Annotated in this window: 23 protein-coding genes; 21 read left to right on the top strand and 2 right to left on the bottom strand. The window is 45.0% G+C overall.

The window, feature by feature from the left end; all coding sequences use genetic code 11:
- Positions 1 to 239 precede the first annotated feature (239 nt).
- The 8 genes from isdC (at position 240) to C0638_RS12165 (ending at position 11,073) form a co-directional block, all read left to right on the top strand.
- Complete coding sequence (isdC, locus tag C0638_RS12130) at positions 240 to 755, top strand: heme uptake protein IsdC (RefSeq protein WP_058712532.1); 516 nt, start codon at positions 240 to 242, stop codon at positions 753 to 755.
- 72 nt (positions 756 to 827) lie between these two features.
- On the top strand, positions 828 to 1,295 hold the full coding sequence (locus C0638_RS12135; RefSeq protein ID WP_013373063.1) for an NEAT domain-containing protein: 468 nt from the start codon (positions 828 to 830) through the stop codon (positions 1,293 to 1,295).
- 32 nt (positions 1,296 to 1,327) lie between these two features.
- Positions 1,328 to 1,825 (top strand): NEAT domain-containing protein, encoded by a 498-nt coding sequence (locus C0638_RS12140; protein WP_013373062.1) that lies wholly within the window; start codon positions 1,328 to 1,330, stop codon positions 1,823 to 1,825.
- Positions 1,826 to 1,924: 99 nt separating this feature from the next.
- Positions 1,925 to 6,292: an NEAT domain-containing protein gene (locus C0638_RS12145; RefSeq protein WP_058712533.1), complete on the top strand. Its 4,368-nt coding sequence runs from the start codon at positions 1,925 to 1,927 to the stop codon at positions 6,290 to 6,292.
- 157 nt (positions 6,293 to 6,449) lie between these two features.
- Complete coding sequence (isdE, locus tag C0638_RS12150; RefSeq protein ID WP_058712534.1) at positions 6,450 to 7,409, top strand: heme ABC transporter substrate-binding protein IsdE; 960 nt, start codon at positions 6,450 to 6,452, stop codon at positions 7,407 to 7,409.
- A 14-nt stretch (positions 7,410 to 7,423) separates the two neighbouring features.
- Entirely contained in the window at positions 7,424 to 8,407 is a 984-nt protein-coding gene (locus C0638_RS12155) for a FecCD family ABC transporter permease (RefSeq protein ID WP_013373059.1), read from the top strand.
- Positions 8,397 to 9,230 carry an ABC transporter ATP-binding protein gene (locus tag C0638_RS12160; protein WP_058712535.1) on the top strand — a complete coding sequence of 278 codons (834 nt, stop codon included), beginning with the start codon at positions 8,397 to 8,399 and terminating at the stop codon, positions 9,228 to 9,230. The genes C0638_RS12155 and C0638_RS12160 overlap by 11 nt, the downstream gene beginning before the upstream one ends.
- A gap of 214 nt (positions 9,231 to 9,444) precedes the next feature.
- Positions 9,445 to 11,073, top strand: coding sequence for an ABC-F family ATP-binding cassette domain-containing protein (locus C0638_RS12165; protein ID WP_013373057.1), 1,629 nt, complete (start codon positions 9,445 to 9,447; stop codon positions 11,071 to 11,073).
- A gap of 181 nt (positions 11,074 to 11,254) precedes the next feature.
- Here C0638_RS12165 and C0638_RS12170 read toward each other — a convergent pair whose 3' ends face one another.
- Positions 11,255 to 11,440 carry a hypothetical protein gene (locus C0638_RS12170; RefSeq protein WP_007432127.1) on the bottom strand — a complete coding sequence of 62 codons (186 nt, stop codon included), beginning with the start codon at positions 11,438 to 11,440 and terminating at the stop codon, positions 11,255 to 11,257.
- Between the two features lie 476 nt (positions 11,441 to 11,916).
- Here C0638_RS12170 and C0638_RS12175 point away from each other — a divergent pair, with 476 nt between their 5' ends.
- Together C0638_RS12175 and C0638_RS12180 are read left to right on the top strand one after the other, a co-directional pair.
- On the top strand, positions 11,917 to 12,786 hold the full coding sequence (locus tag C0638_RS12175; protein WP_058712539.1) for a cation diffusion facilitator family transporter: 870 nt from the start codon (positions 11,917 to 11,919) through the stop codon (positions 12,784 to 12,786).
- Between the two features lie 188 nt (positions 12,787 to 12,974).
- Positions 12,975 to 14,165, top strand: a complete 1,191-nt coding sequence (locus tag C0638_RS12180) for a C40 family peptidase (RefSeq protein WP_102163510.1) — start codon at positions 12,975 to 12,977, stop codon at positions 14,163 to 14,165.
- 129 nt (positions 14,166 to 14,294) lie between these two features.
- Here C0638_RS12180 and C0638_RS12185 read toward each other — a convergent pair whose 3' ends face one another.
- The gene (locus C0638_RS12185; protein WP_013373051.1) at positions 14,295 to 14,462 is read right to left on the bottom strand and encodes a DUF1328 domain-containing protein; all 168 of its coding nucleotides are present in this window, start codon (positions 14,460 to 14,462) and stop codon (positions 14,295 to 14,297) included.
- A gap of 261 nt (positions 14,463 to 14,723) precedes the next feature.
- On the opposite strand from C0638_RS12185, the gene C0638_RS12190 reads away from it, so the two are divergent.
- The 11 genes from C0638_RS12190 (at position 14,724) to C0638_RS12240 (ending at position 26,770) form a co-directional block, all read left to right on the top strand.
- Positions 14,724 to 15,245, top strand: coding sequence for a DUF948 domain-containing protein (locus tag C0638_RS12190; RefSeq protein WP_058712537.1), 522 nt, complete (start codon positions 14,724 to 14,726; stop codon positions 15,243 to 15,245).
- 50 nt (positions 15,246 to 15,295) lie between these two features.
- Complete coding sequence (locus C0638_RS12195; RefSeq protein WP_058712538.1) at positions 15,296 to 15,814, top strand: hypothetical protein; 519 nt, start codon at positions 15,296 to 15,298, stop codon at positions 15,812 to 15,814.
- Positions 15,815 to 15,911: 97 nt separating this feature from the next.
- Complete coding sequence (locus tag C0638_RS12200; protein WP_013373048.1) at positions 15,912 to 16,253, top strand: YflT domain-containing protein; 342 nt, start codon at positions 15,912 to 15,914, stop codon at positions 16,251 to 16,253.
- A gap of 235 nt (positions 16,254 to 16,488) precedes the next feature.
- On the top strand, positions 16,489 to 17,673 hold the full coding sequence (locus tag C0638_RS12205; RefSeq protein WP_058712409.1) for a PP2C family protein-serine/threonine phosphatase: 1,185 nt from the start codon (positions 16,489 to 16,491) through the stop codon (positions 17,671 to 17,673).
- The gene (locus tag C0638_RS12210) at positions 17,657 to 21,373 is read left to right on the top strand and encodes a response regulator (RefSeq protein WP_102163512.1); all 3,717 of its coding nucleotides are present in this window, start codon (positions 17,657 to 17,659) and stop codon (positions 21,371 to 21,373) included. The genes C0638_RS12205 and C0638_RS12210 overlap by 17 nt, the downstream gene beginning before the upstream one ends.
- An 80-nt stretch (positions 21,374 to 21,453) precedes the next feature.
- Positions 21,454 to 22,323 (top strand): CheR family methyltransferase, encoded by an 870-nt coding sequence (locus C0638_RS12215; protein WP_025675409.1) that lies wholly within the window; start codon positions 21,454 to 21,456, stop codon positions 22,321 to 22,323.
- Between the two features lie 19 nt (positions 22,324 to 22,342).
- On the top strand, positions 22,343 to 24,013 hold the full coding sequence (locus C0638_RS12220; protein WP_025675411.1) for a response regulator: 1,671 nt from the start codon (positions 22,343 to 22,345) through the stop codon (positions 24,011 to 24,013).
- A gap of 100 nt (positions 24,014 to 24,113) precedes the next feature.
- On the top strand, positions 24,114 to 24,452 hold the full coding sequence (locus C0638_RS12225) for an STAS domain-containing protein (RefSeq protein WP_013373043.1): 339 nt from the start codon (positions 24,114 to 24,116) through the stop codon (positions 24,450 to 24,452).
- An 18-nt stretch (positions 24,453 to 24,470) separates the two neighbouring features.
- On the top strand, positions 24,471 to 24,923 hold the full coding sequence (gene rsbW, locus C0638_RS12230) for an anti-sigma B factor RsbW (protein WP_013373042.1): 453 nt from the start codon (positions 24,471 to 24,473) through the stop codon (positions 24,921 to 24,923).
- Entirely contained in the window at positions 24,920 to 25,693 is a 774-nt protein-coding gene (locus C0638_RS12235; protein WP_013373041.1) for a sigma-70 family RNA polymerase sigma factor, read from the top strand. Before rsbW ends, C0638_RS12235 begins: the two co-directional genes overlap by 4 nt.
- A 117-nt stretch (positions 25,694 to 25,810) precedes the next feature.
- A complete protein-coding gene (locus C0638_RS12240) occupies positions 25,811 to 26,770 on the top strand; it encodes a magnesium transporter CorA family protein (RefSeq protein ID WP_058712411.1) in 960 nt (319 codons plus the stop codon).
- The last annotated feature ends 76 nt before the right edge of the window (positions 26,771 to 26,846 follow it).

A 26,846-nucleotide genomic window follows, 5' to 3' on the forward strand; every position in this document is an offset into this window, starting at 1 on the left:
GAAGAAGGAACTACAAATTTTTATTAAAAAATAGCATATATCAAGGGATTACGTACACACAAATACATATTGACATTTTCGAAAAGTGTAAGATATATTGGTGATGGGTTTACTTGATTTTGCGAAATTATGGAATAGAGAGGTGGGGAGACAAGCTCGAAAAGAGCTATTTTTTTTAAATTATTAATTGAGAATGATAATCAATTAGTTTATTCTCGTGGGGAGGGACTGCTGTCAAAATGAAGAAGGGGTATTCTGCAATTATTGCTGTGTTTCTGCTGGTGAGTGTGCTGAGCTTTTGGCCAACTTCGTCATCTGTAGGAGCCGCTGCGGCTTCTCCAAAATTGGCGGATGGTACATACACGCTCAAATACAATATTCTCAAGGCAGAAAATGATTCAGTGTCCATGGCTAATGATTATTTTGAAAAACCAGCTAAGTTGTATGTAAAGAAAAGTCAAATGACCATGCAAATTAAGCTGAATCATAGCGAATGGACAACCGGGTTTAAAGTGGATTATAAAGGCAAAATCATCGATACCAAAGTCATCCAAAAGGATGCCAAAACCGATACTCGCACCGTGCAATTTCCAATTGCGAGTATCAACAGCCCGTTGATCTCTAAAATTCATGTTACTGTCCCTGCATACAATTACGATCATGACTATACGATCCGCTTCGCTTTTGATTCCAAAAGCATCAAAAAAGTTGCAGCCGTCCAGTCAGCGAAATCAGCCAAATCTTCCAAAAAGTAAATTCAGGCTATCTTTATCGTTCATAAAATCAACATAAATTCAAGCATAAAAAATGAAGGAGTGTGTGTAGATATGAATATGGTAATGAATCGCTTTGAGCAATTTTCTTTCAAGAAGGTATTCGTAGCATTGATCATGACAGCACTTGTTTTTGCACTGATGGCTCCACTCTCTGCTAAAGCAGCAGCAGCCGACGGCACTTATAACGTAGATTATACCGTTCTGAAGGATCAAACCAATGAAACTTCTCGATTAGACAGCTATCTGACAAAGCCTGCTCAGGTTACGGTAGCCAATGGCAAAAATGTCGTTCGTCTGACTGTGAAAAGCAGCAATCTGATTACAGCGTTCAAAGTAGAGCAAAATGGCGTACTGCAAGATGCGACTGTAGTCAGCACAAATACCGCGAACAACACTCGTGTAGTGGAATTCGAAGTAGCTGACCTGAATGCAAAAGTAAATGCTTACGCTGAAATCACAATCCCAGTAGTTAACTACACAGGCAAGTACGATGTACAACTGCAATTCGACGAAATCTAATCCAAAATAAAACGTAAAAGGAGATTGAAAACATGAACATGATTATGAATCGTATGGAGAAGTTGTCTCTGAAAAAAGTAATGCTCACTGTATTGATGGCTGCGCTTGTTTTTGTGGTACTAGCCCCATTCTCAGCTAATCAAGCGAACGCGGCTTTGCCTAATGGAACGTATCAATTGCCTTATACCGTTTTTAAGGATGGAACCACTCAGCCATCTTACATGGATACCAATGGTTATGTGAAAAAACCAGCTACACTGATTGTTACGAATGGTCAATACAAAGTGCGTGTAGCTATTACCAAAAGTGCTTGGGTTACTGAATTTAAAACTCAACAAAACGGTCAGTATGTGAATGCGACTGTGGTCAGCACATCCGGCGATACAAGAATAGTTGAATTCCCGGTAACTAGCTCGTCTCAAAAATTGAATGTCAAACTGCATGTAAGCGTACCTAAAGAATACACTGGCGGTATTCCTTACGATCACGACTATGTTGTTCAGTTCCAATTCGACGACAGCGATATCTAAGGGTTTCTTTTTGAAAATATGATTTTGAATTGAATACTCATTTGGAGCTCAGTTCCAGAGCTCCAAATGAGTATATTTTAAGTAGGGGGATATATCACCTTGAAAAGCCGATTTAACAAATATATTACGACATTCGCTGCTATTCTAATGTTGTTTTCTTTATTTTCACCATACGCAGGAGCAACACCCGAGGATGAATCCACTTCGTCGAATTTGCCTGACTCAAGCACTACAGTGACTAGTGCTACGTATGCTACTTATGAGTATCCGGTAGAACTGCCCGGTCCATATGTTGAGCCTACCCATGCTATAACTACTACTGAAGCGACTTATGCAGATGGAGAATACCTGATTGATTATAAGCCTTTACGAAAGACAATCAGCGGAAGCACCAAGGACTCGAGTTTTAAAACAAACTATACCTATCCTGGAGACTTGATCATTAAAGATGGAAAATACCATTTTTCATTTAAATTTGCGGAGGCTCAAGGACTTTCGAAATTTTTAGTAGAACAAAACGGGGAAACAGTTCCCGCCAAAATAGAAGTAGATTCCGGAAAAGCTTCGGGAACTGTTAGCTTCGATGTTTATGATTTTCATCAAAATGTAAATACAGAGTTTGGATTTAACAGCAGTTCTCCATGGTATGTAGATACCGATCCAGACCGTTCAGTGAAGGAATGGATTGAGTTTGATCCTTCCAGTTTGAGACTTAAAAACTCAACGGAGAATCCAACCGTTCCACCAGTGACACCGCCGGTAACGCCTCCTAGCACAGGAGAAAAATTAGCTGATTTGGACTTTACCCTCTTGAAAGATGGAACAGATGAAAAGTCTATGATGGATGGGTATACAGAGAAACCAGGCTCACTAATAGAGCGTGGAGGTAAACAATATGCCCGGTTTACATTAAAGAATAGCAAGCAAATTGATGGCTTCAAAGTAGAGCAAAATGGAGTGTTAACCGATACCTCTATTGTAAGTGAAGATCAAAATGCGAATACACGAGTTATCGAGTTTGAAGTAAAAGAACTGCCAGCCAAGCTGAACGCATGGGTGAGCATCAACTGGCCTGAGCTTAGCTACGTGCATACTTATAATGTAGATCTTCAGCTGTCTTCTGTACCTGTACCAACAACTTTGGCGGATGGAACGTACGCTATTAACTTTAATACCCTGCACGCAACTAAAGATCAGCCATCAGCCATGGCGCAATATCTGTTGTCTCCAGCGACTTTGACAGTAGCGAAAGGACAAAAAGAAGTTTCTTTCACCATTAAAGACAGCACTACTGTAACAGAATTCAAAACAGAGCAAAACGGGACACTTACGGATGCAGATATTGTAAGTGAGGACAAGACAGTCAATACGCGTGTTGTGAAATTCAAAGTAGCCGATTTGGACGCGATTTTGAATGCACAGGTACATGTGAGTACGACTTATCCAGGTGGGGTTTATGAGATGGATCATAAACTTCGTCTTCAGTTCGATAAAAATAGTATCACAGAAAATGGAACCTCTCCGGAAACAAAATCCAATCTGGACTTCACTCTTTTGAAGGATGGAACGAATGAAAAGTCTATGATGGATGGGTATACAGAGAAACCAGGCACCTTGATTGAACGTAATGGCAAGAAGTATGTCCGTTTTACCTTGAAAAACAGTACGCAAATTGACGGCTTTAAGGTAGAGCAAAACGGAGTATTAACTAATGTTGCTACAGTAAGTGAAGACAAAACTGCAAATACACGAGTTATTGAATTCGAGGTTAAAGAAATACCTGCTAAGTTAAGCGCATGGGTAAGCATCAACTGGCCTGAGCTGGGCTACGTGCATACTTATAATGTAGATCTTCAATTGGCATCTGTGCCCACATCACCTAGCTTGGCGGATGGAACGTATTCTATTAACTTTAACACCCTGCACGCAACCAAAGATCAGCCATCAACCATGGCACAATATCTGTTGTCTCCAGCGACTTTGACGGTATTGAAGGGACAAAAAGAAGTTTCTTTCACCATTAAAGACAGCACTACTGTAACAGAATTCAAAACAGAGCAAAACGGGACACTTACGGATGCAGATATTGTAAGTGAGGATAAGACAGCCAATACGCGTGTTGTGAAATTCAAAGTAGCCGATTTGGATGCAATTTTGAATGCACAAGTGCATGTGAGCACCACCTATCCAGGTGGGGTTTATGAGATGGATCATAAGCTTCGTCTTCAATTTGATAAAAACAGCATTACGAATGCTCCAACCCCGGTTGATCCTGGGACGCCAGGCACACCAGGCACGCCCGGAAAGAATTTAGCTGATGGAACGTATTCGATCAATTTCGATGCGCTGCACGCAACCAAAGATCAAAAATCGGCCATGGCGCAATATTTATTATCTCCGGCCACGCTGACGGTATCAAAAGGCAAGTATGAAGCCTCCTTTACCATCAAAGACAGCACCACCGTGACAGAGTTTAAAACAGAACAAAACGGAACGTTGGCAGATGCAGATATCGTAAGTGAGGACAAGAATGCTAATACACGTGTTGTGAAATTCAAAGTAGCCGATTTGGACGCTATTCTGAATGCACAGGTCCATGTGAGCACCACCTATCCAGGTGGGGTTTATGAGATGAATCATAAGCTTCGTCTTCAATTTGACCGCAGCAGCATTACAGCTAAGGGACCGGATAACGGAACCACAACCCCAGTTGAAAATGGCAGATACAGCATTGATTTCTCCGTACTCAAAAACGGAAGCAATGAAATATCTGTGATGGATGGGTATATGCAAAAGCCAGCTACACTGTTAAAACAGTCTGGTAAAAATATCATTCAAATTAAAATGGACAAGAGCAGCTGGATTAAAACGTTTAAAGTAAATGGTTCTGAAGCTCAGGTGGTTGAACAGTCCACCTCTGCAGACACAAGAACAGTACAATTTGAAGTGCCTAATCTTTCAGATAAAGTTACAGTGAACACGCATGTCATCGTACCTGGATTGGATTTGGGTGGCATCCCTTACGACCACGTATATGATGTGCAGTTCCAATTCGAGCCTGCCACCATTCGCAGCTTTGTGGAGCCTACTTCTTCAGGGGCAGCTGATCCTATCGTTAAATTGGATTTCGACAAGCTTGCCAATGGTAAATATGCATTGAAATTCAGCATTGTGCTGCCAAATGGTGTCACAGGATCTGATTCTCCGGCTCAACGCTTCATCACTAATGAACCAGCGCAATTGGTCGTGGAAGGCGACAAACGGTTTGTAGGTCTGAAGCTGCAAAACAGTAATGAAGTTAAGGCGCTGCGCATTTGGGATAACGCAAGTGGAGGTTATCAGGATGCAGAAGTGACCCGGGAAGATGCAGCAAGTAATACGAAGGACGTTCGTTTCAGTGTGAGTGACTTTAAGAACAACGTAAAAGGTCAACTGGTTGTCTACGAAGCTCCTAAAGTGGCAAGTAGCGCGCCGATGGTTTTCAAGGCGGAGGATCGAGTAGAAAAGGTATATGATTTTGAATTTAAATTCGATACCAGTAATGTATCTTATCACAACGAAACCAAAGCAGACAAAGTAGAACAGGGGAAAAATAACTTAGCCGATGGAGAGTACACTGCGAACTTCCGTGTGCTTGCAAACGGAACGGACAAGGATTCTTTGGTGGCTCCATTTGTACAGAGTCTGGCGAAGTTGATTGTGAAAAATGGTAAGGTCCAGGCCCATGTAACCGTAACGGACAATCAGGCTTTGAAATTATTCCAAACGGACTTTGAGGGCCGTTATGCTAATCCAACGATTGTGGCTTCCGACACAAAAGGGGATACACACACAATTGCCTTCGAAGTACCTGATCTGGATAAAAAGCTGAGTGTGTACACACAGGTATATCTGCCTGAGAAGTACATTTTTAATGAGAAATTCGGCGGACAGATTCAATTTGACCGTGCGTCACTCAAAGGTGAGGGAGTTAATGCAGCTACAACTGCAACCCCTACTGAACCGACAGCAGCTTCTACGGACAAAGCAGCAGAAACGACCACACCGGTAGCTGAAGCAAAACCAGCAGTTGAGCAACCAGTTCAAACGGCTTCCGAGAAGCAATACACAATCAATTACAACGTATTTAAAGACAAAACGAATGAAGCGTCCGTTATGGATGGTTATCTCGATAAACCAGCCACATTGATTGAAAAGGGAGACAAGCGTTATATCCAAGTCTCTTTGAAAAACAGCTCTTGGATGCCAACTCTACAAGTGGAGCAAAACGGTACCCTAAAAGATGTGGAAGTGATCTCCACATCCGGTGATACACGTATCGTCCAATTTGAGGTAGGGGACTTGTCCCAGAAAATCAGTGCTTACACACACGTCATTGTGCCTGGTTTGGTCCTTGGCGGAGTACCATATGATCACTGGTATACGGTTCAGTTCCAATTTGATAAAGCAAGCCTAAAGGTGAAATAACCTCAGGTTATGACATCAATAAAGCCTGAATAACAGCAAAGCTTGTATGCGAGCAAGTCTTGGTGCCCCGGCATCAAGACTTGTCAGCATTTACATACCTGAAAAAATTGGGACTACGCTGTTGCTCTATATTTTGAATTGAGGTGATTGGATTTTCATGAAACAGTATGCAGCTTTGACTCAAAAGAAATCGTTTGTTTTCTATATGTTAATCGGCATTATGATCTTATTGCTGGCCGGATGCTCCGGGGGAGCACAGGCTGGACAGAACCCTAGCGATGGTTCGACTTCAACGGCAGCATCAGATGCAACCGGAAAGTCGTCTAATGATAAAACAGCAACTCCACGTATTGTGGCGACTACAGTAGCCATTTCTGAAATTACGGATGCGCTGGGCTTGGATTTGGCTGGCAAGCCGACAAGCACCAAAGTATTGCCTGATCGTTACAAGGATGTCCCTGATGTGGGAAATCCGATGAGTCCTGATATGGAAAAAGTAATGTCCTTGAAACCTACAGATGTACTGTCGGTGACCACACTCAAATATGATTTGGAGCCCAAGTTTAAGGATCTGAACATCAATGCTGAATTTTTGAATTTTGAAAGCCTTGCGAATATGCAAAAGGAAATTCAAAAGCTGGGAGACCGATTTGATAAAGCTGAAAAGGCGAAAGAGATTAATGGGGCCTTGGATGCCAAAGTTGCTGAGATTCAGCAAAACATCAAAGGCAAGAAGTCTCCTAAAGTACTAATTCTACTGGGTGTTCCGGGAAGCTATCTGGTGGCTACCGAACATTCCTATATTGGAGATCTGGTTAAAATTGCAGGCGGAACAAATGTAGTTCAAGGCGAGAAAGTGGAGTTCATAGCCCATAATACCGAAGCCTTGCAGCAATCCAACCCCGATATCATTTTGCGTGCTGCACACGGGATGCCGGATGAGGTCGTAAAAATGTTCGATGAAGAGTTCAAAACTAACGATATCTGGAAGCATTTCAACGCTGTGAAAAAAGGGCATGTTTATGACCTGCCTGAACCGTTGTTTGGCACCACAGGGAATTTAGCGGCAAGCTCTGCGCTGGATGAGCTGATGAAAATGCTGTATCCTTCGAATTAAAGGAAGCTGATGACATGTCCAAAAAATTATGGAGCCTTATTGTTGTAATTGTCTTACTCGTCGCTGTCATGCTGTATTCAGCGATGACAGGCAGCCTCAAGGTGAATTTGAGCCAGTTGGTGACCGGATTGTGGACAGGTACAGATGATCAGGTGAATGTGGTCAAGGACCTCAGACTACCGAGAATTATCGTAGCTGTGATGGCGGGAGCAGCACTTGCGGTGGCGGGTGTTTTGCTGCAAGCTGTCATGAAAAACCCCCTGGCGGATTCTGGCGTGATCGGCATTTCTTCGGGAGCGGCCTTGGTCTCGCTGATCGCGGTGACCATCTTTCCTGCGCTCTATTTCTGGATGCCGTTCTTTTCATTTATTGGCGGTGCGTTGGCCTGTCTAATGGTCTACGGATTTTCATGGAAATCCGGCTTGCATCCCATTCGCCTTATTCTGATTGGGGTGGCAGTAAACGCCATCTTTTCCGGCCTAGGTCAGTCGTTTAACTATCGGGGCAGTTATGCGGTCACCAGCATTAATCAGGTCACCACCTCAACCTTGTCTATGAAAAAATGGGTAGATGTTGAGGTAATTGTGACCTATGGCGGGATTGGGCTAATTTTAGCCATGCTCGTCTTCTCCTGGTGTAATTTCTTGTCACTTCAAGATAAAACGGCTAAAAATTTGGGTCTTAACGTGACGCGCGCACGACTTTTGATTTCTGTGATTGCAGTGCTGCTTGCAGCAACTGCTACAGCTATCGCAGGGGTGATTGCTTTTATCGGCCTGCTCGTTCCGCATTGTGCCCGCTACCTGGTTGGTTCGGATCATAAGTGGCTGATTCCGTTCTCTGCCTTATGCGGCGGTTTGCTGCTGTTGCTTGCGGATACACTGGGGCGAACGGTGCTTGCTCCCAATGAAATTCCAGCCTCTATTATTATGGCAGTCATTGGCGGACCGTTCCTAATATTCCTGATCAGAAAGGCGGATCGCACCTATGGACATTAAAGATATAACCTTCTCCTATGATCGGAAAACAGACCGTTTACATGCGATCAATGCTGTTATTGAGCGGGGACGAATTACTACGATTATTGGCCCCAATGGATGTGGCAAATCGACACTGCTCAGCGTGATGTCCAACAATGCTGTTCCTCGCATGGGCCAGGTGATTCTGGACGGCAAGGAGATAGCCCACTACAAGCCCAAGGAGCTGGCCCGTCAATTAGCGGTAGTTCATCAGCAGAACGAAGCTCCCTCCGACCTGACAGTAGAAAAACTTGTCAGCTTCGGAAGACTGCCTCATAAGAGCATGTTCACAACCAGCCGAGACGAGGACGAGGAAGCAGTCGAATGGGCTATAGCCTGCACCAATCTGGAGGAACGCAGAACACATACACTGGATCAGCTCTCAGGAGGAGAACGGCAGCGTGTGTGGATTGCGATGGCCTTGGCACAGCGAACGCCGATTTTATTTTTGGATGAGCCGACCACCTATCTGGATATGTATTACCAGCTTGAGATTTTGGAGCTTATTCGGCAGCTCAATCGGGAGCACGGACTGACCATCGTGATGGTCCTGCATGATATTAATCAGGCTATTCGGTATAGCGACGTGATGATCGCTATGAAGGAAGGACGCATAATAGCGAATGGTCCGCCTAAAGAGGTCGTTACATCCGAACTGATTCAGGCAGTCTATGGTGTGAAGGTAGTCATAAGACAGGACGAGGAGGCGGGGATGTATCTTATTCCGATAGGCGTCGGAGCTTCCGAACATTTACAAGTACAGAGAGAGTGTAAGGTATCTGTCCTTGAGTTATCTCATTGAATTTAAAACATAAAAATGGTTCTGGTCGAGGTGTTTGTCAGGTGACAATCGTGAAGACAGAAGCATTTTTTTATTTTATTTATAAAATATTGGATGAGATTCAGAGACAGTTCTGCTTAGACTACGGTTCGAATCCGATCTTTTGTGTGTTATACTATTGCCGTCGGTAATTTTGTGTTTAGCACTTTACTAATGATAAGGATGGTATGCTTATATGATCAGTACAAGCGGCGTAACGCTTCGTTATGGTAAACGCCCACTTTTTGAAGACGTAAATATCAAATTTACTCCTGGGAACTGCTACGGCCTGATTGGGGCGAATGGCGCGGGTAAGTCCACCTTTTTGAAAATTCTTTCCGGTGAAATCGAAGCCAATTCAGGTGAGGTTCACATGACACCGGGCGAACGGATGGCTGTCCTCAAGCAGAACCATTATGAATACGATGAATTTCCGGTTCTGGAAACCGTTATTATGGGTCATACGCGTCTGTATGAAATCATGAAAGAAAAGGATGCACTGTACGCTAAAGCGGAGTTTTCCGAAGCAGACGGTTTGCGTGCTGGTGAATTGGAAGGCGAATTTGCAGAGCTGAACGGTTGGGATGCCGAGCCGGATGCGGCTGCATTGCTGATCGGTCTCGGTATTCCACGCGATCTGCATGACAAAAAAATGGCTGAGATGAGCGGCAACGACAAAGTGCGCGTTCTGTTGGCACAAGCGTTGTTTGGTCGTCCGAACAATTTGCTGCTTGATGAGCCTACCAACCATTTGGACCTCGAATCCATTCAGTGGCTGGAGAACTTCCTGATGGACTATGAAGGCACCGTCATCGTTGTATCCCATGACCGTCACTTCCTGAACAAGGTATGTACGCATATTGCGGATATTGATTTTGGTAAAATCCAGATGTATGTCGGCAATTATGACTTCTGGTACGAATCCAGCCAGCTTGCGCTTACACTGGCTCGCGATGCGAACAAGAAGAAAGAAGAAAAAATCAAAGAACTGCAAGCCTTTATTCAGCGCTTTTCTGCGAATGCTTCCAAGTCCAAACAGGCGACTTCGCGTAAAAAGCAACTGGATAAAATTACGCTGGACGACATCCGTCCATCGAACCGTAAATATCCGTTCATTAACTTCAAGCCTGAGCGTGAAGCGGGCAAACAATTGCTGACTGTAGATAGTGTCAGCAAAACCGTGGAAGGCGAGCAAGTGCTTAACGAGTTCAGTCTGGTTGTGAACAAAGGCGATAAAATTGCTTTTGTAGGTCCAAACGGTCTGCCTAAAACGACGCTCTTCCAGATCTTGATGAACGAACTGGAAGCGGATAAAGGTGAATTTTCCTGGGGGATTACAACGAGCCAAGCGTATTTCCCGAAAGATAACTCCACTTATTTTGAAGGTGTGGATCTGAACCTTGTGGACTGGTTGCGTCAATATTCCAAGGATCAGGATGAAACGTTCCTGCGCGGCTTCTTGGGACGTATGCTTTTCTCAGGCGAAGAAGCGCTTAAGAAAGCAAGTGTACTGTCCGGGGGAGAAAAGGTTCGCTGTATGCTGGCGAAAATGATGTTGAACGGTGCTAACGTACTGCTTCTGGAAGAACCGACCAACCACTTGGATCTGGAGTCCATCACAGCGCTGAACAATGGTCTGATCGACTTTGACGGGACTATTTTGTTCACTTCTCATGACCATCAGTTCATTCAAACCATTGCGAATCGCATCGTGGAAATTACACCAAACGGCGTAATCGACCGTACGATGAGCTATGATGAATACTTGGAAAATGAAGAAATCGCTAAATTACGTGAACGCATGTACCCGGTAGAAATCGGCTAACATCCGAACTGCTAATTTCAGCAAATAGATAAACGAAAGAGGAGCTCCATCAGGCCATTGATATGGCCGGGAGACTCCTCTTTTTTCGTTTTGTGCCATGCCCTTAGCTTAATCGGTTCCGAGAATGAGGTAAGATAGATCTTGCCTGCTCTTCGGTACCCTATATAGCCTATGGGGTGGCTTATGATCCGCCTGTACGACGGCGTTGGTTGTTCGGCTTCTTCGTATTTTGGCTTTTCAGTGTTTTGGTGGAACCGCCTTGAAAGCCGCCCTGCTGTGAAGCGCCGGACTGCTGTTTTTTTTGTGCCAGCTTTTCCCGAATGGCATCTGCGAGATTAATTTTACGTGGTTCGTTAGCATCGCTCATGAATAAATTCCTCCTGTTGCCGCCAGATTCAAGTCAATCATGCTGGATTGAAGAAAAACGCGGCTGTGTCCTCATTTTATACGTTTTTAAAAGAAGGGACAAGGGCAACAATGATAACACATCGCTGGAGTAAGGCAGGAGGGAAAATGTCTGTTTTTTGCATAAAGGAAAAATTGTTTTGTGTAACCTACAGGGATGGTGCCTGGCAATACTTTTTCGTTGTTCCTACAGCGATGTAGAGCGGAAAGACTGTTTCTCTAGACCCACACAAAGTACGTCTGTTATCCTGAAAATAACAGTTATCCAAAGGGAAATTGTTATTTTTAGTAGCAGCTTTGCTGCTTGTTTGAGGAGTAGTGTGAGGGCAGCTGTGCTGCTTATTTTAAAGAATGGTACGACGGCAGCTATGCTGCTATTTTTATTTCTGGGCAGGTCTCTATGCTGCAAACTATCTATTTGAAGGAGTGTCCTCGGTTGTGGTAAATGTCTATGATGAAATACGAAAAGGTGAGCGAGGGGCGTGGGTGAGTATTGCTGCTTATCTCTTGCTGTCCGCCTTAAAGCTGATTAGCGGATATATATTTGCTTCTAGCGCGTTGCTGGCCGATGGATTCAACAATGTCACCGATATTGTGGTGTCGGTTGCTGTATTAATCGGTCTAAGAATCTCCCAGAAACCACCAGATTCCGACCATACCTATGGACATTTTCGGGCCGAAACGATCGCGGCGTTGCTGGCGTCCTTTATTATGGCTGTCGTTGGTTTGCAGGTGCTGATTGACGGAATCGGAAGCATTTTTAAGGGAGGAAAGCAAACACCGGATATTACCTCTGCGGGTGTGGCTGTGATTTGTGCAGTGATTATGTTGGGAGTGTACCTGTACAATAACAGGCTGGCTCGGCAAATCAACAACAAGGCGTTGCTGGCGGCGGCCAAGGATAATCTATCGGATGCACTTGTCAGTGTTGGAGCAGCAGTGGGCATTATCGGGGCACAGTTTGGGCTGCCGTGGTTGGATACTGTTGCGGCGATTGTGGTAGGGTTCATCATTTGTAAAACAGCGTGGGAGATTTTTAGGGATTCCACACATAGCTTGACTGATGGATTTGATGAGCAAGAACTGTCCGACTTACGGAGTACGATTGCTCTTATACCTGGAGTAGAGGGAATTCGTGACGTTAAGGCACGGGTACACGGTAACCATGCGCTGGTGGATGTGGTCATTGAGGTCAATCCGCAGCTCAGTTTGATCGAAGGACATCGGATCAGCGACCGGATTGAGGAACGTCTACAAGAGGTTCATAATACGATGCACGTTCATGTCCATGTAGAACCTAAATTATAGATTAATTATTAAATAATTAGTATAAAAAGTGACTTTAGACCTATACCTAAAATGGTGTACACGCTATCTTTTGTGACGTTTGGATTATATCTCTCTTCCTGCTGCTTTTACTATAATGAAGGCATGTCCGGCTATATTCGTCGGAATTATGCTCTTCAAATTCGTAAAAACAGCCAGGAGGTGCAACATTGAGAAGACGCGTGATGGGAATGCTCATGACGTCAGCCGCGCTGTTGGCAGCAATTCATGTGGCGCCGGGTCAGGTTGACGCAGCGGCATCGACTACAGCATCCGCAGGCCAGAAGGCGGTTATCCAGGCGGCTGTAAAGCTTAGATCTGGCCCTTCCACTACGGGCGATGTAGTCAGCTTTATGAAGCAGGGAGAGGCCGTAACGGTATTGGAGAAAACAAACAACTATTGGTATAAGGTCAAGACTTCTGATGGAGTAACCGGCTACACAAGCAGCTCTGACAAGTACATAAAAGTTGGCGCTACCATCGTCGCTGCTGCTGCCACGTCGCCTGTCAGCCGTAAAACGGAAGCCTCAGAGTCAGCTAAAACTGTTTCAGCTTCAGTTAAAAATGTTTCAACTAAAGAGGCTTCGGCTTCAGTGAATAGTTCTGCCGGTCAAACGAAAGCTACGATTCAAACGTCCGTTCGTTTGCGGGCGGAGGCATCCACTTCTTCCGAGGTTCTGGGCTATATGAACACAGGGGATGTCGTTACGATTACCGATTCAAGCAACGCGTATTGGTTCAAGGTCACCACTGCTGACGGTACAGTAGGCTATGTCAGCTCATCTCCACAATATATTCGTATTGGTGAGGGCGTAGTTGTCCAGCAGGCAGTAGCTTCTGCGGCTGCACCAGCTTCAGATACTACTGCTCTACCTGCGGTAGCCTCTCCTGTATCGACGGTTAGCTTGTCTTCTGGTGATGCAGCGGCTGCAATCGAACAGGTTATTGACACAGGTATGACGTATCTCGGAACACCATATGAATATGGTTCTGATCGCAACAGTACGGCTACTTTTGATTGCTCGGCATTTACTCGCCAAATTTTCCGTCAGGCTGTAGGTATCCAGCTTCCGGCAGATTCTCGTTCACAGGGCGAATGGATCAAGCAGAACAGTCAGCCGAATACGGATATGACTACACTGAAGCGTGGTGATCTGCTCTTTTTTACAAATTATAATGCATCTTCAGGGGCGTACACGTCCTTGGATAATTCCTCCCAAACGATTACGCATGTAGCTGTATACTTGGGAGACAACAAGCTTCTCCATACGTTTTCTGTAGCGGCCGGTGGTGTAAAAGTTACGGATTTCAGCAAGCCTTGGCAGGATCGTTTCCTGTTTGGAGGCAGCGTGATCCAATAAAAACGCCGTTCACTGTTAAAAGTTGCATCAAAAAAGGATGTTCCACAACTCTGTTGACCAGGGTGGGAACATCCTTTTTTGATAAGCATATGATACATAACACTTTTGGGCGTAGCAATCATCCAATGCCTATGAGGCTCGTTTTCTTCCGGTAAAGAGTGAAATAACGAATAACACCAAAAATAGCACAAATAACATTTTGGCGATTGTAGCGGCTACGGAGACGACGATACCAAAAAAACCTAAAATCCCGGCGATCACAGCAAAAACTAAGAATAAAGCCGACCATTTCAGCATGTTCTGTATCCTCCTTTGATTGTATATAATGTGGCATACTCGCGCCCTGATCGAGCGTGGTAGCAGATGACGGTGACTTCTACAGATTAAGCGTGGCTGTGCCATCATTATATGGTGTTTTAAACGGTGCAAGGGCCTGTGAATCATAACGTTTGGAGCACAAGAAGCTACCAGTCTGGACGTTGTTTCGTGTCCGAATGTAGAGGGTAACTATGCAGTAATCATAAACATCATCGTGAAAGACGAAAGAGAGGTTACGCTATGTTAACACAGGTCAGCATTTTTATTATTGCTATCGCATTTGCCGTTCTCGTTATTTACCTTATTAAGACTTTGAAAGCAGCCCAAGGTTCTCTGGATAAGGTGACTCAAACCTTGCAGGAAGTACAAAAGACAGTCGATGAACTGAGTTATGAAGTAAAACAAACGGTTCGACATGCAAATGACATCACCGCAGACGTTGATCATAAATTGAAGCAAGTGGAACCTGTGATGGAGTCGGTTAAAAACCTGGGGGAGGTACTTAGTGAAGTGACGCTGGCCGCTAAGCAGGCTTCAACAGCGTTAATGACACGGCTTCAGAAGTCGCGTAGCACTGCGAGCAGTACTTCCGGAACGGAGAAGGCGATCAAGTCAACGGGATTGAACAGACCTTTGACTGCAACAGAGCGGACGGTTCAGAGCTACAATGCCACTTATGGGGAACCTGCGAGCAAGTCGGCTAAGAACTGGCTGGGTTATGTAGACATCGCTGCTGGGGTGTGGCAGAAAATGCGTCAGTAGTATAGTGCTGAACCGTAAACTATAGGAAATTCATTGAAAGGGTGAGAATTATGATGAAGACATTATTACTAGCCGCTGGTTTGCTCACTCCCTTTTCCGGACAGGATACGGTTCAGCAAACCGTCTCCCCGCAGACAGCGGGGCATATGGTAAGGGCTGTTCAGACGATAACTGCTCCACATGCTGTGCCAACTGATTTCCATACCTTAAATGGCATATCTCTGGATGATACTCGTGCGGATGTATTAAAAAAACTGGGCAAGCCACTTCGAGTCAAGAAGGATAAGCTGCTGCTTTCTACAGAATATCAATATCCGGATGTCGTGGTAGGTATGCGTGATGACGTCGTCTCTTATGTGCATGTAGATCCTGCTGCCGGTCGAATCAAAGTGAATGATAAGTGGCTGCCACTGCAACGGAAAACGCTGGATCAGGCGCTAGGCGGCTCGCAATTTACGGCAGAAGACGGAGAAGTATATGTACGCGGGCAGCGTGCGATCAAAGTGTTTACGGATAAGACGTCTGATAAGCCGAAGTATGTTGAGTTTTTTGATGAAACGGAGTGGTAATTGATTTTTTTTGAGGCGTTACATTATATGGAAGTTTCAAATGGATGAATGAAGTGTAATAGTCAGAGAAGTCAATCCTTAAAGGAGCGTGAGAAACATGAATCAGACCAATCATAAATCTTATGCCAAGGTGGTAGAGAACGGTGTACAAGCCGTTGAAGCTGTGAATGAGTTGCGTAACACGGGCTATCGTTATGAGGATGTGTTCGTGCTCGCTCATGATCAGGATCGGACGGATCGTATCGCCGATACGGTGGCTGCCAAGGAAATCGGGATTAAGGAAGAAGGCGTTTTCGACTCATTAGCGAATTTGTTCCGTTCCCGTGGCGATGAGCTCCGTGCCAAAATCACTTCCTTGGGTTTTACAGATACGGAAGCAGATTTTTATGAAAAAGAATTAGATCAGGGTAAAGTGCTGGTTATTGCGAAAAAAGCGTGATATTTCCAGCTCATCATAGGATCAAACAAGCTTAGATTTGAAAAAGAGGATCTTGGCCGCAGCACAAGTGTTTCGCGGGTCCTCCAAAAACATAGATAAGGAATGGGGCTTCAGCCTCATTCCTTATCTATGTTTTTGGAACGCCTGCTTACGGAAACGCTATTTCCAATCAACAAGGGTGTTGCCCCCTAAGCAGGTATAGTATAATACATGGGTTACAGATAAGGAGAGAGCAATGAGAATTCTAATTGTTGACGATAATCCAACGAATGTCATTATTATTCGTGAAATACTAAAAAAAGAAAATTATCGCGATGTAATCTCTGCCAGCTCGGCCGCAGAAATGCTGGAGCATCTGGGAATCGGCGACCGTACCATTAGTCTCCGGCCCCGTCCTTCGGATATTGATTTGGTGCTGCTGGATATGATGATGCCTGAAATGGACGGCATTGAGGCTTGCAGTATTGTGCAGGAATATGAACATTTAAAAGATATTCCGATTATTATGGTTACCGCTGTAGGCGATTCTAAAAAATTGGCCGAAGCCTTGGATGTGGGAGCCGTCGATTATGTCACGAAGCCGATTAACAAGGTAGAGCTAATGGCTCGTATTCGTTCTGCCTTGCGTCTCAAGCAGGAAAAGGACTGGCATAAGGACCGGGATCAGCGAATCCAGGATGAATTGAAGCTGGCTGCGATGGTGCAGCAGGCGGTGCTGAGTCCTGCCATTCAGGACCCGATGCTGCAAGCGAATGCACTGTACCAGCCTTCCTTTGAACTGGCGGGGGATTTATATTCATGGTATCCGCTAGGGGAAGGGAGATATGCCATCATTTTGCTCGATATGATGGGCCATGGCATTTCTTCTTCTCTGTTTTGCATGTTCATTGCGTCTGTACTCAAGGATACGGTGACCACGTTTGTGGAGCCGGAGAAGGTCATACAAGAGCTGAATCGTCGTTTTAATCAACTGGATTTGGGCAAGCAACTGGTACAGTATTATTTTACGGCGATTTATATGGTGATTGATACTCGTTCACGGCGAATTGACTATGTAAATGCAGGGCATCCTCCTGGCTTGCTGTTCAATCAGGATGGCAGTATAACCAAATTAGACCGTGCGTGTAGCCCGGTCGGATTGTTTGATAAAATTGATGCAGAGATGCACACGATTTATTACGAAGGAACTGGGCATATCGCTTTGTATACAGATGGCTTGCTGGAGGCGGTAGAAGGTGAATATGAGGAACAATTGGATTATCTGACTGCCTGTCTGCGTAAGTATGAGGAATGGAATGAAGAAGCGATGCTGGATGCATTTTTTCGTAATGACGGGGGACCGCAGGATCGCGATGATGATAAGTGCCTGATCTGGATTTCGCTGAAAGAGGGAGAGAGCTTGCATGAAAATCAGAAATAAGCTGCTGATTGGCTTTGGATCGCTTATGGCGATCCTCCTTGTGCTGACGCTAATCAGCTATGACCGGATGGGGAGCCTGAATGAACAGCTGAACCAGGTTTATCAAGAACGATATGTGAAGGTCCGGAAAACAACAGCTATACGCGGACAGGTGAACGATATGGCTAAAGTGATGGCCAATCTAATCTTGAATCCAGGCTCCTCTGTCGGCGAGGCCAAACGCGAGCTCGATGATCTTTCCGCTGCGGGTACTAAAGTGATGGCTAGTCTGCAAACGGATTCCGGAACCAGTGAAGAGCAACAGCAGATTGACCGGGTGGCTGCTGCATGGAAAGACTTCATAAACTACGAAGAGAGACTCATTTCCTTATTGGGGCAAGATCGTATTGAGGAAGCTAATGCTTTCCGTAATAGCACTGGACTGCCTGCTCAAGAGGAGGCAATGAACAGCATTAATACCCTTGCCGTTTTTCAGGATCGGGAAATTGATAACGATATGAAGCAAGCCAATCGGGCCTATGAGGAATCTGTGCAGATTACCACAATCCTGATGGCTGCTGGTCTGATCATGGGCTTACTGGTTATTTTGTGGGTGCTCCCGAGCATTGCCAAAGGTCTAAATACTGTTAACCTCATGATGAGCGGCTTTGGCAAGGGAAAGTACAGGGCTATCAGCCGGATGAGTGTGGCCTCCAAAGATGAAATCGGAGAGGTTGCTCGTGTGTTTCAACAATTGGCTGGCGACCTAGATGAAAAAAGGAAATTCGAGCATTCCGTCCTTCAAACGCAGAAGGATCAAACCTGGCTTAATGCCAATACTGCTCGGTTAACTGAGCTGTTTCGTGGTGTGAATTCACTGGAGCAGGTTGCTCAGATGTTCATTAGTGAGTTTACGCCCATCCTGGGAGGCAGTTACGGAGCCATCTACCTGCAAGGAAAAGATGTAGAAGACCACCGATTCAAGTTGTATGGCTCCTATGCAAAGGTGACTGGCGAAGGCTCGATCAGAGACGTTATCCAAGTGGGCGAAGGTTTGCTTGGACAGTGTGTTCTGGATCGTAAGCCGATCTTGGTTACAGAGGCGCCTGAAGGATACTTGTCCATTGGCTCCGCCTTAGGAGAAAGTAAGCCTGTGGGAATTATGATTTTCCCTATTTTGTTCGAGGATGAATGCATTGGTGCCGTAGAAATAGCGTCACTGGATCGCTTCAGTGATCTGGAAACGAAGCTGTTTGCTCAGCTAATGGAGAGCTTGGGGATCATTTTGAATAACATCAGGGGACGGATGCGGGTTGAGCAATTGCTGCGCGAATCACAAGCACTTACCGAGGAATTGCAATGCCAGTCTGAAGAGCTGCAAACTCAGCAAGAAGAACTCAAGCGTTCCAACGAGAATTTGGAGCAGCAAACAGAGGAGCTTAAGCGTTCCGAGGAATTATTACAGCGTCAGCAGGAAGAATTGGAGCATTTTAATACTGAACTGATTGCCAAAACGAGAGCACTGGAAGAACAGGTTCGAGAAGTGGAAGAAAAGAACGATGAGATCGAACGTGCACGAGCCCAGTTGGAGCAACAGGCGATGCAGCTTGGGATCACAAGCAAATACAAATCCGAGTTTTTGGCCAATATGTCGCATGAACTGCGTACTCCGCTAAATAGCTTGCTCATTCTTTCTCAGCTACTGTCTGAGAACAAGGAAGGCAATCTCAAGCCCAAACAGGTGGAATATGCACAAACCATTTATATGTCAGGCGCGGATTTGTTGAAAATGATTGATGAAATTCTGGATTTATCCAAAGTGGATGCTGGAAAAATGGATATTAATCATGAAACGGTCCATTTGGAGGAGCTGGAGCTGTTTGTTGAACAGAATTTTGCTCCGGTCGCAGCCAAACGTGAGCTTCAACTGCATACCGAAATTGAAGAGAACTTGCCAGATGCCATTATTAGTGACGGTTATCGTCTCAAACAAATTTTACGTAACTTGCTGTCCAATGCGTTCAAGTTCACCACCGAAGGCTCTATTCGTTTCAAGGTATCTCGGGCAAACGGAGAGCAGCTTCCAGATATGTTAGATTCACGAAAATCCTATCTGGCTCTATCTGTACGTGATACAGGCATCGGAATTGCTTCAGACAAAACAGATCTGATTTTCGAAGCCTTTCAGCAGGTAGACGGTACGACTAGCCGGAAATACGGGGGAACAGGGCTGGGGCTGTCGATCAGCCGTGAGCTTTCCAAATTGTTGGGCGGTGCCATTACAGTCGAGTCCGAGCAGGGACAGGGCAGTTGCTTCACACTGTATTTGCCGGAACAAACGCCTACCGAAAAGAATATGGATTCTCATTCGAGAGAGGCGTTTGACAGTACAGATGTACATCCGGATTATGAGGGTGTCGTTGCTTCAGCGGAAGCAGATCTTCCAATGATTATGCCTGCTGAACGCTTACCTGTATATCAGATGCCTGCGAAGAGCGGAGTAGAGGACATACATCCGGGTGATGACCGAAACGAGATTACCCCGCAGGATAAAGTGTTGCTGATTATTGAGGATGATATTAATTTTGCTAATATTTTGTATGACATGGCCCATAGCCGAGGCTTTAAGGCGCTGATCGCTCTCAAGGGAGACGATGGGCTGAACATGGCTCATTCTTATCTGCCGGACGCTATTATATTAGATATTCAGTTACCTGTGATGGATGGCTGGTCCATTTTGGGCGAGCTGAAAGGAAACTCATCGACACGTCATATTCCAGTACATGTGATTTCGGTCATTGATGATGTGAAGCAGGGCTTGATGATGGGCGCGATTGCCTATCTCAAAAAGCCTTCTTCGAAGGAGAGTCTGGATAAGGCATTTTCACACATAAAATCGTATACGGACCAAATGGTAAAACGCCTCCTTGTGGTCGAGGATGACGATAATCAGCGCAAGTCCATTATTGAGCTCATCGACCATGATGATGTGGCCATTACGGCGGTCTCGACAGGTAAAGAAGCACTAAACGAGCTGGCCACCCAGCGGTATGACTGCATGGTACTGGATCTGATGCTCAGTGACATGACAGGCTTTGATTTGCTCGACCGCATTCGGGAAAATGAGCAGCTCACCGATCTGCCGATCATTATTTATACAGGCAAAGATCTGGATAGTAAGGAAGAAACACAACTTCGAAAATATGCAGAGTCTATTATTATTAAGGATGTCAAATCGCCGGAACGACTTTTGGATGAGACTACGTTGTTCCTGCATCGGGTGGAGGCCAATCTTCCTGAGGACAAACGTAAAATTCTGCAAAAGCTTTATAACAAGGAAGAGCTGTTTGAAGGCAAAAAAATATTGTTGGTAGACGATGATATTCGTAATGTATTTGCTTTGTCCAGTGTGCTGGAAAGCTATCGTATGGAGGTTACCTTTGCGGAAAATGGAAGGGAAGCTCTGGAAATGCTCGAACAGACGCCTGATTTTGATCTGGTGCTGATGGATATGATGATGCCGGAAATGGATGGATATGAAGCAATGCGACGGATTCGATTAATGCCGCAATTCGAGAAGTTGCCTATTATTGCCCTGACAGCCAAGGCGATGAAGGATGATCGCTCCAAGTGTATTGAGGCAGGCGCCTCCGATTATGTAAAAAAACCGATTCAAACCGAACAGCTTTTATCATTAATGCGTGTGTGGTTGTATTCGTAATCAAAAAAAATGGGTAATATAAATTGACACTTAATTGAGAGCGATACAGGCAAAACCTATTTAGGAATTGGAGAGAGATTATGACATCGAAGGATATGGCGGATAATGCTGCTAATGAAGTGAAATCGAATGACAATGAGCGGGAAATGATTGAGATTGAGCTGTTGCTGGAAGGTATACATCGGCTGTACGGCTACGATTTTCGCAACTACGCTCTGCCATCGATCAAGCGGCGTATTTATTATCATGCGCAGTCCGAGAACGTAAGCACGATATCAGGACTTCAGGAGAAGGTGCTGCATGATCGCAGCGCCTTCGATAGACTGGTACAGAGTCTTTCTATTCCGGTGACCGAGATGTTTCGCGACCCGGAGCTGTTTCTAAATTTCAGGCGAAAAATCATTCCTATTTTACGAACGTATCCGTATATCCGAATCTGGCATGCAGGTTGCTCCACAGGTGAGGAAGTATATTCTATGGCAATCTTGCTGCATGAGGAAGGCTTATATGACAAGGCCCGTATTTATGCGACGGATATGAATAACCTGTCTTTACAGCAAGCGAAGGAAGGCGTATATGGGATCGACCGAATGAAGCTGTATACCAAAAATTATTTGGAATCTGGGGGCACACAATCGTTCTCTGAATATTATACAGCCAAGTATGATTCGGTGATGTTTCACCCCTTTTTACGAAAAAATATCATTTTTGCTGAGCACAATTTAGCGACAGACCGGTCTTTTAACGAGTTCAATGTTATTTTTTGCCGGAATGTTATGATTTATTTCAACGATGAACTTCGCAACCACGTACATGGGTTGTTTTACGATAGCTTGAGTCATTTTGGTGTGTTGGTGCTTGGGGCCAAGGAATCCATACATTTCACCGATTATAGTGATTCCTACGAGCCGCTGGACCGGGTAGAGAAGATATACCGGAAGATTAAATAGAGATGCTTAGGAGGATTTCATGGGGCTTCATGAACCGATTCATATATTGCTGGTAGATGACAGACCTGAGAACCTGCTCGCTCTTGAGGCAGTGCTGGAGAGTGAACAATATAATTTGGTAAAGGCCACATCTGGGGAAGAAGCGTTGCGATGTCTATTAAAAGATGAATTTGCACTCGTTGTCCTCGATGTGCAAATGCCGGGTATGGATGGAATTGAGACCGCAAAGTTAATCAAGGCCAGAGAGAAGACGAAGGATATTCCGATTATCTTCATTTCAGCTAACAGCAAGGAAGCGGAGCATTTGTTTGCGGGATATTCAGCGGGCGGTATTGATTATATGGTAAAGCCGTTCATCCCTCAAATTCTCAAGTCCAAAATTGAAGGCTTCGTACAAATGTATCTAACAAACAAGCGCTTGAAAACACAGTCCATGCTGCTTCATCAGAAGACGCAGGAGCTGGAAAAGATGAACAGCGAACTGATTGCCGCCAAGGAGGCGGCAGAGATTGCTGCCAATGCCAAAACCGAATTTTTGGCAATGATGAGCCATGAGATTCGCACGCCTATGAACGGTGTCATTGGTATGATTGATCTGCTGATGGAGACAGAGCTGCAAAACGATCAACAGGAATATGCCGATATCATCCGTCGCAGTGCGGACGCGCTGGTCGCAGTCATTAATGATATTCTGGACTTTACCAAGCTGGAGTCAGGCAAGATGGAAGTTGAGGAGTATCCATTTGATTTGGTTTCCTGTATCAAGGAAGTTTTCAGCCTATTTACCGTAGAGGTGAACCGCAAGAATTTGGAACTGGTTTATTTTCTCGATGAACAGATGCCTCCCGTGTTATATGGAGATATGGGTAGACTGCGTCAAGTACTGATTAACTTGGTCTCCAATGCTGTTAAATTTACAGATCAGGGCGGGGTATATGTTTTCGCATCTGTTAAAGAGCGTAGCGACAATGGGCTTACCGTTGAGTTTTCTGTAAAAGATACAGGCATTGGTATTGATCCTGCCAAGGTTGGAAGGCTATTTCATCCCTTTTCCCAACTGGATTCTTCAATGACACGCAAATATGGTGGAACGGGTCTAGGACTTGCTATTTGCAAAACCTTAGTGGATATGATGGGCGGAGATATCCGTGTGGATACAAGTGGAGAACAGGGTGTGGCGTTTCATTTTACAATGAAGCTTGGCGTTGCCAAGGAAAATGAACTGGAGGGGGAGTCCAGCCACGATTGGGAAATTCCACAACAGGAGCCCCCAACCCGTAAACCTGTACTGGTCGTGGATGACCATCCCATCAACCAGAAGCTGATGGTGAATATACTGGATAAGCTCGGTTTGGCTTCAGACGTGGCAGCAGATGGGCAACAGGCGCTTGATATGGTCACTGCGAATCAGGATTACGACTATATCTTTATGGACTTGCAGATGCCTGTAATGGACGGTCTGGAGTGTACGAGTAGAGTACGTGAACAATTGGCGGGAAGATCTCAGCCTGCCATTATCGCTATGACAGCTAACGTCATGGATGGGATTCAGCCCCGATGTATTGAAGCTGGAATGAACGATTATATTAGTAAGCCCGTTAAAATCAGCAGTGTAAAACAGGCGTTGCTCCGGCATTCACCGGACCATTTTCCAATGCAGCCAGGTAAAGACCGAATCAATGAAGCCTAGCTGGTGGTATTTTACAGGTGTATAAAAAGTTATAACGTGATTCAAACACTCGTATATTGGGTTAGTATGTAGGGAAATCTTTTTTTGGGAGAGTAGGCCAATGAATACTAATAAAAATGAGAAGTTCAATGCGATCACAGAAACAGCAGATGGTGTAAATACCGTTTATCTGAGTGGAGAATTGGATCTTTCGGTAGCACCTGATTTTCGTCTGGTCATGGAGCCTTTAGTGGGGGAATCCAGCCAGGATTTGATTGTTAACTTGAGAGACCTTAAATACATTGACAGCACTGGCATTGGTATTTTGTTATCTATTTTAAAAGCAAGGCATGGGATGGAGTCCCGGTTTACGGTTCAAGAGGTACCGCCTCAGATTCAAAAACTGTTTGATATGACCGGTATTGCCAAATTCTTTGCCCCCCAGGAGAATTCCCAATAGGAAAGGAAAGAAAAAGAAATGAATGCTCAAATTCAAAAAGTAGTTCTTAATTTGCCGGCCACAGCTGACTTTGTTGATATTGTAAGATTAAATTTATATGGTATTGCCGCGAAAATGGGATTCTCTTATGAGGATATTGAAGACATGAAAGTGGCCGTATCGGAAGCCTGTAATAACTCTGTTCTCTATGCATATGGTCATGAGGGAGGAGTCGTGGAAGTAACATTCGAATTTGACGAAGCTTCGTTGTCCATTCGTGTCAAAGATGAAGGGGAGAGCTTTGAACGTGTGGAGGACCCGACTCGTATCGCATCCTTGCATGACAAGGAGTTGAATGATGCGCAGATCGGCGGATTGGGCTTTTATCTCATGCAGGCGCTTATGGACGATGTTCATATCTTGAATGAGACAGGAAAAGGCACCGAAGTGGTGTTGGTAAAGCGTCTGACCAGAAGTGAGGAAACAGTATGAATGAAAAGGTAACTCCCCCGGAGTCGATGGATGAAGCCGTTGGTCTAATCTGGGAGTACCAGCAAACCAAAGATAACGAAATTGCTACCGTGCTGATCCGCAAGTATGAGCCCATGGTCAAGATGGCTGCTGGGAAGATATCCCGTAACCGCCCGGACTTATACGAGGATTTATATCAGACCGGTCAGATGGCTTTGATACGTCTGCTCCAGCAATACGATATCAGCTTGGGTATCCCATTTGAGCCGTACGCTATGAAAAGTATGCTGGGACATATGAAAAATTATTTGCGCGACAAATCCTGGTACATACAGGTTCCTCGTCGCATCAAGGAAAAGGGTGCGCTTGTTCAACATGCCATTGATGAGCTGACTGTCAAATTAGAACGCTCACCCAATGTGAACGAGATTGCGGAGTATCTGGACCTTACCGTTGAGGAGACGATCGAGGTGCTTGCTGGCCGTGAGTGCTACCACTATGTTTCACTGGACTCGCCATTATCTCAGGAAGAGAGTGCAGCTACGTTAGGAGAGCTTATTAGCTCAGATGCTAACGATTTTGACACGGTGGAAAAACGGATGGATCTTCAGCAGGCTTTAAGCCAACTGAAAGAGCAGGAACAGAAAGTACTTCTTCTGGCATTTCAGGACGGTCAATCTCAACGTGCGATTGCACAGACGTTGGGCGTATCACAGATGAGCGTTTCCCGTATTCAGAAGCGGGCAACAGAAAAGTTGAAGCAGATTATGTCTAATTCCTCTATTTCATGACAAGATCGCTGAATTCATGGCTTATAATATTTGACGTCCCATCGTAAGGACACGTTATTCCAATTAGGGAAGCGTGTCCTTTTTATAAAGCGGAAAAACAAAGAAAGGATGGAATCCATGACAGCATTTGAACAGATTTCTACCTTTCGTGGAGGATGGGAATGGTGGGACATCTGTGCTGCGGACTGGCAGGATTCAGTCATACAGCACTTGAAGGAGAAGCTCCCAGAAGCCGCAGAGTGGCTGGATAAGGTAGAGGACATTCCATCCAGTTTTATTTCTGTGCGCTTTCCAGATGGCAATCAGCCGTTGATGTGCGGATCGTTGATCTACTCCGTTCAGGAGGAGATCGACAGTCAGCGCAATTGCAACAAGTTTTATTTTCTAGTCCTAGACCAGAAGCTAGTGACCTTAAATCTAGACCAAAATACACGTGAAATTATGCATACCGCGGAGCGCCAAACCATGCTGGAACAGTGTGAGGATGCAGCAGACGGCATGTTCGTATTGGCGAGAGCCGTGCTTCATTATTTTCATACGGGAATGGATAAGTTTGAGATCAACCTGAGAAGACTGGAAGAGGACATGGAGAAAAGGAATGCACGTACGCTGATGGATTCTATATTGAATGCGCGTTTCGAGCTGTTGTATTGGAGTAATATGTTCATCCCTTTTTCAGAGCTGGTCACGGCTTCCCGCGAAGCATATCTGGATAAGCTGGAGGAGAATCGCTTTTTTAAGCAGTTATTGTACCGTGTCACTCGAATGGAGGGACTTTTCCGCCATTATGAAAAGGAAATCGACACACTGATCTCTATTGATGAGGCCATTTCTGCATTTAGGGGCAATGAGATTTCGAAGACGCTCACGATTGTGACCGCTGTATTTATGCCAGCCACTGTAGTGGGGGCTATTTGGGGCATGAACTTTGAAAATCTGCCTTGGATTAAAACAGGCTGGGGTTTTACCTTCGTGATTGTCGTTACTCTGCTAAGTATGGCGGGGATGTACGGCTGGCTGATGATGAAGGGGTGGACAGGAGATTTATTAAAAACGAATAAGCGTAACAAATTGTAGCGGTTGCTTACGGCAGTTACAATGTGCATTCAAAAAACGATCCATCATAACCGGGGGCATTTTAGGAGCTCATTAC

Source organism: Paenibacillus sp. lzh-N1 (assembly GCF_002872435.1).
Lineage (GTDB): Bacteria > Bacillota > Bacilli > Paenibacillales > Paenibacillaceae > Paenibacillus > Paenibacillus polymyxa_C.

What these genes read in the sequence shown, in the direction of transcription:
- C0638_RS12200 (WP_013373048.1), top strand. Translation starts at nt 15,912, where the DNA reads ATGAATCAGACCAATCATAAATCTTATGCCAAGGTGGTAGAGAACGGT.
- C0638_RS12160 (WP_058712535.1), top strand. Translation starts at nt 8,397, where the DNA reads ATGGACATTAAAGATATAACCTTCTCCTATGATCGGAAAACAGACCGT.
- C0638_RS12240 (WP_058712411.1), top strand. Translation starts at nt 25,811, where the DNA reads ATGACAGCATTTGAACAGATTTCTACCTTTCGTGGAGGATGGGAATGG.
- rsbW (WP_013373042.1), top strand. Translation starts at nt 24,471, where the DNA reads ATGAATGCTCAAATTCAAAAAGTAGTTCTTAATTTGCCGGCCACAGCT.
- C0638_RS12225 (WP_013373043.1), top strand. Translation starts at nt 24,114, where the DNA reads ATGAATACTAATAAAAATGAGAAGTTCAATGCGATCACAGAAACAGCA.
- C0638_RS12170 (WP_007432127.1), bottom strand. Translation starts at nt 11,440, where the DNA reads ATGAGCGATGCTAACGAACCACGTAAAATTAATCTCGCAGATGCCATT.
- C0638_RS12205 (WP_058712409.1), top strand. Translation starts at nt 16,489, where the DNA reads ATGAGAATTCTAATTGTTGACGATAATCCAACGAATGTCATTATTATT.
- C0638_RS12195 (WP_058712538.1), top strand. Translation starts at nt 15,296, where the DNA reads ATGATGAAGACATTATTACTAGCCGCTGGTTTGCTCACTCCCTTTTCC.
- C0638_RS12140 (WP_013373062.1), top strand. Translation starts at nt 1,328, where the DNA reads ATGAACATGATTATGAATCGTATGGAGAAGTTGTCTCTGAAAAAAGTA.
- C0638_RS12155 (WP_013373059.1), top strand. Translation starts at nt 7,424, where the DNA reads ATGTCCAAAAAATTATGGAGCCTTATTGTTGTAATTGTCTTACTCGTC.
- C0638_RS12190 (WP_058712537.1), top strand. Translation starts at nt 14,724, where the DNA reads ATGTTAACACAGGTCAGCATTTTTATTATTGCTATCGCATTTGCCGTT.
- isdC (WP_058712532.1), top strand. Translation starts at nt 240, where the DNA reads ATGAAGAAGGGGTATTCTGCAATTATTGCTGTGTTTCTGCTGGTGAGT.
- C0638_RS12165 (WP_013373057.1), top strand. Translation starts at nt 9,445, where the DNA reads ATGATCAGTACAAGCGGCGTAACGCTTCGTTATGGTAAACGCCCACTT.
- C0638_RS12235 (WP_013373041.1), top strand. Translation starts at nt 24,920, where the DNA reads ATGAATGAAAAGGTAACTCCCCCGGAGTCGATGGATGAAGCCGTTGGT.
- C0638_RS12185 (WP_013373051.1), bottom strand. Translation starts at nt 14,462, where the DNA reads ATGCTGAAATGGTCGGCTTTATTCTTAGTTTTTGCTGTGATCGCCGGG.
- C0638_RS12135 (WP_013373063.1), top strand. Translation starts at nt 828, where the DNA reads ATGAATATGGTAATGAATCGCTTTGAGCAATTTTCTTTCAAGAAGGTA.
- C0638_RS12220 (WP_025675411.1), top strand. Translation starts at nt 22,343, where the DNA reads ATGGGGCTTCATGAACCGATTCATATATTGCTGGTAGATGACAGACCT.
- isdE (WP_058712534.1), top strand. Translation starts at nt 6,450, where the DNA reads ATGAAACAGTATGCAGCTTTGACTCAAAAGAAATCGTTTGTTTTCTAT.
- C0638_RS12215 (WP_025675409.1), top strand. Translation starts at nt 21,454, where the DNA reads ATGACATCGAAGGATATGGCGGATAATGCTGCTAATGAAGTGAAATCG.
- C0638_RS12210 (WP_102163512.1), top strand. Translation starts at nt 17,657, where the DNA reads ATGAAAATCAGAAATAAGCTGCTGATTGGCTTTGGATCGCTTATGGCG.